9 protein-coding genes are annotated in these 10539 nt (G+C 66.9%); 5 read left to right on the top strand and 4 right to left on the bottom strand.

Annotation, left to right across the window (positions count from 1 at the left end):
- Positions 1-71: 71 nt before the first annotated feature.
- The 4 genes from DBV14_RS32280 to DBV14_RS32265 are packed head-to-tail and all read right to left on the bottom strand — an operon-like array spanning position 72 to position 6399.
- Complete coding sequence (locus DBV14_RS32280) at positions 72-1076, bottom strand: response regulator transcription factor (RefSeq protein WP_124466061.1); 1005 nt, start codon at positions 1074-1076, stop codon at positions 72-74.
- Between the two features lie 23 nt (positions 1077-1099).
- Entirely contained in the window at positions 1100-4759 is a 3660-nt protein-coding gene (locus DBV14_RS32275) for an ATP-binding protein (RefSeq protein WP_260397306.1), read from the bottom strand.
- A gap of 27 nt (positions 4760-4786) precedes the next feature.
- Positions 4787-5146 carry a hypothetical protein gene (locus tag DBV14_RS32270; protein WP_124466054.1) on the bottom strand — a complete coding sequence of 120 codons (360 nt, stop codon included), beginning with the start codon at positions 5144-5146 and terminating at the stop codon, positions 4787-4789.
- Positions 5147-5187: 41 nt separating this feature from the next.
- Positions 5188-6399, bottom strand: a complete 1212-nt coding sequence (locus DBV14_RS32265; protein ID WP_124466051.1) for a DUF6402 family protein — start codon at positions 6397-6399, stop codon at positions 5188-5190.
- Positions 6400-6633: 234 nt separating this feature from the next.
- Between DBV14_RS32265 and DBV14_RS32260 the strand changes: the two genes are divergently transcribed.
- From DBV14_RS32260 to ureE, 5 genes are all read left to right on the top strand, one after another.
- Positions 6634-6936, top strand: a complete 303-nt coding sequence (locus tag DBV14_RS32260) for an urease subunit gamma (RefSeq protein WP_124466048.1) — start codon at positions 6634-6636, stop codon at positions 6934-6936.
- Positions 6937-6980: 44 nt separating this feature from the next.
- The gene (locus tag DBV14_RS32255) at positions 6981-7583 is read left to right on the top strand and encodes a HupE/UreJ family protein (protein ID WP_124466045.1); all 603 of its coding nucleotides are present in this window, start codon (positions 6981-6983) and stop codon (positions 7581-7583) included.
- A gap of 5 nt (positions 7584-7588) precedes the next feature.
- Positions 7589-7894, top strand: a complete 306-nt coding sequence (locus tag DBV14_RS32250) for an urease subunit beta (protein ID WP_081267911.1) — start codon at positions 7589-7591, stop codon at positions 7892-7894.
- Between the two features lie 3 nt (positions 7895-7897).
- On the top strand, positions 7898-9616 hold the full coding sequence (gene ureC, locus DBV14_RS32245) for an urease subunit alpha (RefSeq protein WP_124466042.1): 1719 nt from the start codon (positions 7898-7900) through the stop codon (positions 9614-9616).
- Positions 9617-9704: 88 nt separating this feature from the next.
- Entirely contained in the window at positions 9705-10313 is a 609-nt protein-coding gene (gene ureE, locus DBV14_RS32240; protein ID WP_124466039.1) for an urease accessory protein UreE, read from the top strand.
- The last annotated feature ends 226 nt before the right edge of the window (positions 10314-10539 follow it).

Here is a 10539-nt window from a genome sequence, read left to right as displayed (position 1 = left end):
GTCGCACAAGCCAAAGAATGAACCCGTGCCCCGAACGAACCGTGTCCCAAACAGATGGCCAGACCAAGCACTCAGATCTCGAACTGCGGCTGCAGCTCACGGATGCGCTTGATGGCAACACCCGCCGCTGCCGTGCGCGTCTCTACACCCAGCTTCACGTACACCCGCTCCAAGTGCTTCTTGGCAGTGGCCGGGCTGCTGCCCAGGATCTCGCCGATGTCCTTGTTCGTCTTGCCCTTCACCACCCAGTACAGCACCTCCGCCTCGCGCGCCGTGAGCTTCAGGCTCAGGCTCATCGCCTCGATCACCCCCGTGTCCGACACCTCCCGCATGATGATCATCCACTCGTCGCCCTCGTCGTCGCTGCTCGTCTGCTGGTGCAGCCGCAGCGTCAGGCTGCGGGCGCCCTGCGCAATCGACAGCGCCGGTGGCTCGATGCCCCGCTGGCGCGCATCGGGCGTGTGGCTTCGCAGCCAGTCGAGCACCGCGGGCGGCGTCTCCGGTGCGCGCGTATCGCAGTAGCGCTGCAGCAGGTCGCGCGCCAGCGCCGTCTGCCAGATCAGCCGCCCCTCGGGCAACCGCACCGTGATGCTCGCGTAGCCGAAGGCGTCGAGCGCGTTGCGCGCCTGGCCGGCCTGCTGCGCGTCCTGCCGCGCGCGGCGGGCGCCCTGCAGGTGCACGTTCATGCGCGCCAGCACTTCCTTCGGCTTGATCGGCTTGGTGACGTAGTCGACCCCACCCGCTTCCAGCGCGGCCACCAGGTGCTCGGTCTCGGTCAGGCCGGTCATGAAGACGATGGGAATGTGCGCCGTCGCGGCATCGGCCTTGAGCCGGCGCGCCACCTCGAAGCCGTCGATGCCCGGCATCATCGCGTCGAGCAGCACGATGTCGGGCCGTGCCTGCGCGGCGCGCTGCAGCGCCTGCTCGCCGTTCGTGGCAATGAGCACCGTGTAGCCCGACTCGTCGAGCGCGTCGTGCAGCACCGCGAGGTTGTCGGGCACGTCGTCGACGATCAGCACGAGGTCGCTGTTGGCGCCCTGCTCGCGCAGCGTCCGGGCAAGTGGCGATGTTTCCATGGTGGGAGGTGGGGTCGTCGGGGTCATGGCGCGCTCACGGCTTCGGCCAGCGCGCGGCTCATGGCCTCGAACTGGAACTGGCGGGCCAGCACGCGCTGGGCTTCGGTCCACGCCACGCACTCGGGCTGCGCGGCGTCGATGTCGTCGAGCTGGTTCATGATGCCGCGAAAGTAGCCCAGGCTCACGGCTTCTTCCAGTGCGCGCAGGCGTGCGAGCGACGGCGCCTGCATGGCGCGCGGAGCGACTGCAACCGCCGGCTTGGCTGCGGTGTCGGTCCAGCGAAGCACCAGCTTGCGTTCGAGCCAGTCGAGCAGCTCGGTGTGCCGCACCGGCTTGACGAAGAAGTCTTCCGGCGCAATGCCCACGTCGTTGTCGAGCCCCTTGTCGAAGGCGTTGGCCGAAACGATGGCCACCGCCGCATCGACCAGCCCCAGCTTGCGTGCGCGCCGGATGGTTTCCCAGCCGTCGATGCCCGGCATGGCGAGGTCGACGAACATCGCGTCGGGCCGGTAGCCGGCGGCGATGAGGTCCAGCGCATCGTGCCCGCTGGCCGCGCTGCGCAGCTCGAAGCCCAGCGGCGCGAGCACGTGGCCGAGCAGGTCGCGATCGGCCTCCTCGTTGTCGACCACCAGCAGGCGGCGACGCGCACCTTCGTAGCCGCGCCGCGCGCGCTGCACCGGCACGGGCAGGTTGGCGGTCACGGCCATGTCGTGCACGCGCGGCAGGAACAGCCGCACGCAGAACAGCGAGCCCTCGCCCGGTGTGCTGCGCACCTTCATTTCGCCGCCCATCAGGTCGGTCAGCATCTTGGCGATGGTGAGCCCGAGCCCCGCGCCCGGCGCCGCTGATGCGCCCGCTACACCCGAAGCCCCCGCCGAATTTCCGCGCGCGAAGGGTTCGAAGATGCGCTCGATGTCTTCGGCCGGCATGCCGGGGCCGGTGTCCTCGATCTCGACCGACGCAAACTCGCGCGCATAGGCCAGCCGCAGCGTGACCTGCCCCACCGCGGTGAACTTGATCGCGTTGCCCAGCAGGTTGATGAGGATCTGGCACACGCGCTTTTCGTCGGCGCGCACCACCTCGGGCAACGGCCCCGCGGCCTCGAAGCGGAACTGCAGCCCCTTCTCGGCCGCCTGCAGCTCGAACATGTCGGCCAGCTCGCGCAAGGTGTCGGCAAAGCGCATCGGCCGCGCATGCAACGTGAGCTTGCCGGCCTCGATGTGCGCAATGGCCAGCGTGCCTTCAATGAGCGACAGCAGGTGCTCGCCGCCGCGCTTGATGACGGCCACCGCCTGCTGGCGGTGCGGCGGCACCGATGGGTCTTCGCCCATCAGCTGCGCATAGCCCAGGATGCTGTTGAGCGGCGTGCGCAGCTCGTGGCTGATGGCGCTGATGTAGCGGCTCTTGGCCTGGTTGGCCTGGTCGGCCGCCTGCCTGGCCTGCTCCGCCGCAAGCTTGGCCTGCTCGGCAATTTCGCGGGCATCGTCGGCCGTCTGCTTGGCCGCCTGCAGCGCGCGGTCGGTTTCGCGGTGCAACTCGATCTCGCGCACCAGCAGGTGCGTCTGGCGGTTCGATTCTTCCTGCGCCACCTTGCGGCTCTGGTGCGCCAGCACCAGCCACCAGGCCACGATGCCCGCGATGACCAGCAGCGCCATGTAGGCCTTCAGAAAGCCCGAGCGCAGCGACGATTGCTGCACGCCCGACCAGGCCTCGGACACGCCCGCCATCGACGCCAGCTCCAGCGCGCTTTCGCTCAGCGCGCGCAGCTCCTGCTGGTAGAGCACGCCGAACACCACCGCCAACAGCGGCACGATGACCAGCATCAGCAGCAGGAAGTGCCCCAGCCCCGTGTCCAGGTAGCGCCAGCCGCGGCGCGGCAGCAGCCAGCGCAGCACAGCGGACCATTGCGCCGACAGGCTCGCGTGCGGCTTGCACAGGTCGCCGCAGCGCGCGTCGAGCGTGCAGCACAGCGAGCAGATCGCGCCCTGGTAGGCCGGGCAATGCGCCATGTCGGGCCCTTCGTACTCGCGCTCGCAGATCACGCAGTGCTGCACCTTCAGGCGTTGGTAGCTTCCTTCTTCGCCGTCCGCGCCATCGCGCTCGATGCGCGCCCAGCGCACCGCGCGCGGGCCGGCCGCCGGCGCGAACAGCACCGCCCCGCCCGGCCCCGAGGTGCGCGCCAGGTAGTACTTGCCGCCGGTCGCCCAAGCCAGCAGTGGCGACGCCACCAGCGCCGTGCCCAGCGCGATCAATGCCGAGAAGGCCTGCGCCAGCGGGCCGAACACCCCCAGGTGCGCGGTGATCGACAGCACCGAGGCCAGTGCCATCGCGCCCACGCCCACCGGGTTGATGTCCCAGAGGTGCGCGCGCTTGAACTCGATGCCCGGCGGCGACAGCCCCAGCGGCTTGTTGATGACCAGGTCGGCCACCACCGCCATCATCCAGGCGATGGCGATGTTGGCGAACAGCCCGAGCACGTCGCCCAGCGCCTCGAACACGTTCATCTCCATCAGCATGAAGGCGATGAGCGCGTTGAACACCACCCACACCACGCGCCCCGGGTGGCTGTGCGCCACGCGCGAGAAGAAATTGCTCCAGGCCAGCGAGCCCGCATAGGCGTTGGTCACGTTGATCTTCAGCTGCGAGATCACCACGAACAGCGCCGTCGCCGCCACAGCCCAGCCGTAGTTCGGAAACACGTACTCGTAGGCCGCTAGGTACATCTGGTTCGGATCGACCGCGCGCTCGGTCGGCACCATGTGCGTGATGGCCAGGTAGGCCAGCAGCGCACCGCCCAGCATCTTGAACACCCCCAGCACCACCCAGCCCGGCCCGCCCGCCAGCACGCCGGCCCACCAGCGCCGCGCCGTCGCGGCCGTGCGCGCCGGCATGAAGCGCAGGTAGTCGGCCTGCTCGCCCATCTGCGTGATCAGCGCAATGCCGACCGTCAGGGCAGCGCCAAACAGGTGCAGATTGAAACCCTGGGTGCCAGACCTCACCCCGTCGTAGTGCACGATGCCCGCAAACGCACCAGGATCGCGCACCAGCACGAAGACAAAAGGCACCACCAGCATCACCAGCCACAGCGGCTGCGTCCACAACTGCAACCGGCTGATGGCCGACACGCCGTGCGTGACCAGCGGAATCACCACCAGCGCGCACACCAGGTAGCCCCAGACCGGCGGAATGCCCAGCGCCAGCTCCAGCGCATAGGCCATCACCGCCGCCTCGAGCGCGAAGAAGATGAAGGTGAACGAGGCGTAGATCAGCGAGGTCAGCGTCGAGCCGATATAGCCGAAGCCGGCGCCCCGCGTCAACAGGTCCATGTCGACGCCGTAGCGCGCCGCGTACACGCTGATCGGCAGGCCCGCCAGGAAGATGATGAGCCCCGTCGCCAGGATCGCCCAGAAGGCATTGGCAAAGCCGTACTGCACCAGCAGCGTGGCCCCGACCGCCTCCAGAATGAGGAACGACGCCGCCCCGAAGGCCGTGTTGGCCACCCGCCATTCGGACCACTTGCGAAAGCGCTGCGGCGTGTAGCGCAGCGCATAGTCTTCCAGCGTTTCGCTCGCCACCCAGCTGTTGTAGTCGCGCCGGACCTTGACGATGCGCTGCGGGGCGTCGTCGGGGGTGGTTGGCGTGTCGGCGGGGTTCACACCGTTTCGGTGCAGCTTTCGTGCCATCCGCCGCCCTCCTTGGCAGACGAGGGCTCAGGGAAGCTTGGCGAGAAGGTTGTCGAGGCGAGTCGGCGGAAGCCGGATGGAGCCTTCTTCATAAGAGGTGTCGGATGTGTCGTAGATCAACCACCCGTCGTCCGTCCAACGAAGTGCAACGCCGGCCTCTGTGTATGAGCGTTCCGCCAGCAGCGTCGGGTCACCGGTGCGATAGAGCCTCAGCAGAATCGTGGTTCGGCCGATGAAGGCGAGTCGGGCCGTGTAGGTTTCATCCCGATCGGGCGAAACCTCGCTCCACCACGCTTCGGGATGGCCGTCGGCACGGAAACGGGCCTTCGCCTCGAAGCAATACTTGACGCCAAGAAGAACAACCGCGACGCAGAGCGCCAACCGCATGACACGGACACTTCGGCGCAGCATGGTGCGAAGGCCGGGCATCACAACGCCACCCTGATCGGCGTGTCGAGTTTCACCGTGGTCCTGTCCGTGTAGATGATGAAGTCGCCGCCTTGGTTGTGCTTGCGCTGCCAAGCGCGAAAGTCCGAGTTCTTGACCGGATACAGCACTGCATCCTTCGCGTACACATTGCCCTGCACCACCGGGTAGTCGAGCCACCCGACGTTCGCCAGTGCAGCTATTTCGTGGGTGGGAACGACCGCCACATGGCTGGGGCTCCAATGCCCGAGGTACTGCGACGCTCCGCTTGTCTCGTCAGTGAACGTGAAGTTGTCTTTGACATACACGGAGATGTGGGTCAAGACAGCCGACTTGTTCTTGTGATCGAAGTAGGCGTGAGAAATTGCGGCATAGAGATTGAAGGAGCCCAGGGCGCAAGTCAGATCGTCTGGAATGCCTTCATTGGAGATCGACTGCGTGACGAATTGCGCCAGCTTCTGCCCCAGAGTGCCCTCCACGGGAGTTTTCTGGACCTGGAACTCTTTGTGAAAACGCACGATATCGCCCTGGCATTCCAGCCAGGGCCAGATATCGAGCCGGTTCTGGTACGGGCGCAATGCGTTGGAGATTGCTTTTCGCGCGGCCACCGTCTCGATCTGGGACACCAGATCGTTCAGTCCCTTCCTCGCCCTGGCAAACCTCAGCACCCATTCGATCCTGACGGACGTGGTGTCGATCATGCCCGGCGGATACGGCACGCCGTTCTGGTTGATGCCGTTTCGCTCGTCTTTTGGCGTCGGCGGATAGTTCAACGCCCCCGCAAACCACTTGTCCATCAAGTCCGCGCCCACCGGCGCGCCGATTTTTCGCATCGCCCCCGGAATGTCCTGAATGTCGAACGGAGGTACGGTCCGGACAGGTTTCTGCTTCTCTTTCGGCGGAGCCGGGGGCGGCGAAGGCGACTTCAACCACCGCTGGAACCCGTCCACCGCACCCGACACCGCCTCCGCCGCCTTGACAGCCCGAAGCACGGCGTTGACGTAAGGATCTCCCCTGGCCTTCTTCTGCGAAGGCCCCTCCACCGATGCCTTCTCGGCCAACGCGACGACGGGCTGGTCCCGCACCAGCGGCGGCGCCCGGCTCATGGACAGCGCGACCTCCTCGCGGCAGATCTCGCCGGTCTGCGGCGACCAGGAACGCATGAAATTGTTCGACTTGTGAAAGCCGATCTTCGCGCCTGCTTGCGGTTGCATTTTTTTGTTCCTCCCTGCGTTCGACCACCGGCGCGCCCTTTTTTCCACCTCGGGCAACTCGACCGGCGACGCACACACGGTACCCCCACATTCCTTTGTGCATCGCCCCGCTCGCTGCGCCGGGGCTTCCTTTCCGTGCAATCCGTACGACATTTGGCGAACACGGCACGACTGTTGCAAAGGGAAAGCCTTGCCCATAATGGCCGCCTCTCTCCGCCACCCGATGCCGATCCCATGGAACTGACCCCGCGCGAAAAAGACAAGCTGCTGATCTTCACCGCGGCGCTGCTGGCCGAACGCCGCAAGGCGCGGGGGCTGAAGCTCAACTACCCCGAAGCCGTCGCGCTGATTTCCGCCGCCGTGATGGAAGGCGCCCGCGATGGCAAGAGCGTCGCGGCGCTGATGAGCGAAGGGCGCGCCGTGCTGACCCGCGCCGACGTGATGGACGGCATCGCCGAAATGATCCCGGACATCCAGGTCGAAGCCACGTTCCCGGACGGTACCAAGCTGGTCACCGTCCACCAGCCCATCGTCTGACACCCGACATTCCAGAACAACAAAGAAAGAAAGAGAGACTTTCCATGCGCCACACCGCCACCTCCAGAACCCTCGCCCTGCTCGCCCTCCTGCTGCCGCTCGCAGCCAGCGCCCACACGGGCGTCGACGGCGGCATGCACCACGGCTTCACCACCGGCTTCATGCATCCGCTGACCGGCGCCGACCACCTGGCCGCCATGGTGGCGGTCGGCCTGTGGAGCGCGCTGGCCGCGCGCCGCGCCTGGCCCGACCTGCTGTGGGCGCCGCTGGCCTTTGCCGGCATGCTGCTCGTGGGCGCGTTGATGGGCCTGGCCGGCGTGCAGTTGCCGGCGGTCGAACCGATGATCGCGGCCTCGCTGCTGGTGCTGGGCCTGCTGGTGGTCACGCGCATTCACCTGCCCGCGGTCGTCGCCATGGCCGTGGTCGGCGTGTTCGCCGTCTTCCACGGCGTGGCACACGGCCACGAACTCGCGAGCGAGCAAGGCGCCGCGCTCACGCTGGCCGGCATGGTCAGCGCGACCGTGCTGCTGCACCTTGCGGGCATCGCGCTCGGCTGGGCCCTGCGCCACGCCAACGCATGGCTGCCACGCGTGGCTGGCGCGGCCGTGGTGGTACTCGGTGCGACGCTGCTGGCACAGGCCGTCTGATCGCGATGACCCCCGGCGAACTCCTCACCGACGACGGCGAGCACACGCTCAACCCCGGTCGCCGCACCCTCACGCTGGTCGTGCAAAACACCGCCGACCGGCCGATCCAGGTCGGCTCGCACTACCACTTCGCCGAAACCAACGGCGCTCTCGGCTTCGACCGTGAAGCCGCGCGCGGCATGCGCCTGAACATCGCCTCGGGCGCCGCGGTGCGCTTCGAACCGGGCCAGCAGCGCACGGTCGAGCTGGTCGATTTTTCAGGCGATCGCATCGTGTACGGCTTTCGCGGCCTCGTTCAAGGAAAGCTCTAAAGCATGGCCACCATCGGGCGACGCGCCTACGCAGAAATTTTCGGCCCTACCGTCGGCGACCGGGTCCGCCTTGCGGACACCGAACTGCTGATTGAAGTGGAAGCCGACTACACGCTGCGCGCCGGCGGCTACGGCGAAGAAGTGAAGTTCGGCGGCGGCAAGACCATCCGCGACGGCATGGCGCAGTCGCAACGCACGAGGGCGCAAGGCGCCGTCGACACCGTGCTCACCAACGCGCTGATCCTCGACCACTGGGGCATCGTCAAGGCCGACATCGGACTGAAAGACGGCCGCATCGCCGCCATCGGCAAGGCCGGCAACCCCGACGTGCAACCGGGCGTCGACATCGTCATCGGCCCCGGCACCGAGATCATCAGCTGTGAAGGCAACATCGTGACCGCGGGCGGCATCGACAGCCACATCCACTTCATCTGCCCGCAGCAGATCGAAGAGGCGCTGTCTTCCGGCGTGACCACCATGCTCGGCGGCGGCACCGGCCCGGCCACCGGCACCTTCGCCACCACCGCCACGCCCGGCCCCTGGCACATCGAACGCATGCTGCAGGCGGCCGATGCATTCCCGATGAACCTCGGCTTTCTCGGCAAGGGCAACGCCAGCCTGCCGGCCGCGCTGCACGAGCAGATCGACGCCGGCGTCATCGGCCTGAAGCTGCACGAAGACTGGGGCACCACGCCCGCGGCCATCAGCAACTGCCTGGACGTGGCCGAGGCCACCGACACGCAAGTGGCCATCCACAGCGACACGCTGAACGAATCGGGCTTTGTCGAGAACACCATCGCCGCCGTGGGCGGCCGCGCCATCTGCGCCTTTCATACCGAAGGCGCGGGCGGCGGCCATGCGCCCGACATCCTGCGCGTGGTGGGCGAAGCCAACTTCCTGCCCTCTTCCACCAACCCCACGATGCCCTACACCGTGAACACGCTCGACGAACACGTCGACATGCTCATGGTGTGCCACCACCTGGACGCCGGCATTGCCGAAGACCTGGCCTTTGCCGAGTCGCGCATCCGCAAGGAAACCATTGCCGCCGAAGACGTGCTGCACGACCTGGGCGCGATCAGCATGTTCAGCTCCGACAGCCAGGCCATGGGCCGCGTCGGCGAGGTGGTCATCCGCACCTGGCAGACCGCGCACAAGATGAAGGTGCAGCGCGGCGCGCTGCCCGAAGACAGCGAGCGCAACGACAACTTCCGCGCCAAGCGCTACGTGGCCAAGTACACGATCAACCCGGCGATTGCGCACGGCATCGCGCACGAGGTCGGCTCGCTCGAGATCGGCAAGTGGGCCGACATCGTGATCTGGAAGCCCGCCTTCTTCGGCGTGAAGCCCTTCACCATCTTGAAGGGCGGCACCATCGCGATGGCCGCGATGGGCGACCCCAGCGCATCGATCCCGACGCCGCAGCCGGTGCATTTTCGGCCGATGTTCGGCGCGTACGGCGGCTCGCTGGCGAAGAGTTCGCTGACTTTTGTCTCGCAGGCCGGACTGGCCTCGGGCATCAAGGAGCGCTACGGTTTAGCCAAGAACCTCAGCGCGGTGAAGAACATCCGCAACGTGCGCAAGAAGGACCTGATCCACAACGGCTACACGCCGAAGATGGAGATCGACGCGCAGACGTACGCGGTGCGCGCCGACGGCCATCTGCTGACCTGCGAGCCGGCGAAGTTGCTGCCGATGGCGCAGCGGTATTTCCTGTTTTGAAGCCGGGGTATGCGCCTGCTTGACAGGCTGCGTATCCTCGAAGGTATTCATCCAGCCAACGGGTGCCCCGGGCACTCTTTTTTGCACCATGCTCACCGCCAACAAACTCATGCCGCAGGGCCGCGGCCTTGCGCCCGTGCTGCTGAAGCGCGCCGCCACCATCGAACTCGACTGGGACGTGCGCCAGAAGAGCCGCTTCGACGCAACCGACTCGCAGGGCCGGCAGATCGGCGTGTTCCTGCCGCGTGGCACCGCGGTGCGGGGCGGTGACGTGCTGGTGGCGGAAGACGGCTCGCTGGTACGTGTGATCGCGGCGCCGCAGCCGGTGTTGCGCATCACGCATTGCTCGGCCCACGGCACGCCCTTCGACCTGACGCGGGCGGCCTATCACCTGGGCAACCGCCACGTGCCGATCGAGCTGAAGCCCGACCACCTGAAAATCGAGCCCGACCACGTACTGGCCGACATGCTCCGGTCGATGCACCTGATCGTGGTGGCTGTCGAGGAAGCCTTCGAACCCGAGGGCGGCGCGTACGGTTCGCACGGCGGTGGCCACAGCCATGACCACGCGCACGATCACGGTCATTCGCACAGCCCCAGCACCAGCAGCAAAGGCCCGAAGCCGCTCGTGCTCGCGCCGGAACTGCTCGACGACCATGACCATTCGCACGGTCACGACCATGGTCACTCCCACTGAATGAAGCCTTGTCGTTCTGTTCGTCGCGTTGCGCTTGATTCGAGGCGTGGCTTTCCAGGGCGCGCTCGCGCCGACGGTGTGCTCTGCTCCGCGAATGTCCCCCGCTTCGCTCCTCCTTTATTTCGCTGCGCGGAGCACCCGATGCCAGTCGCACGAGGGCGCTGCTCTCGCATTGGCCGATCAACGACCGCTCTGAAGGCGCTCGCGCCGATGGTGTGCTCTGCGC

Source organism: Variovorax sp. KBW07 (genome assembly GCF_003852515.1).
GTDB lineage: Bacteria > Pseudomonadota > Gammaproteobacteria > Burkholderiales > Burkholderiaceae_C > Variovorax.
The sequence above is the reverse complement of the archived record's forward strand: the minus strand, read 5'-3'. Positions and strand labels throughout refer to the sequence as shown.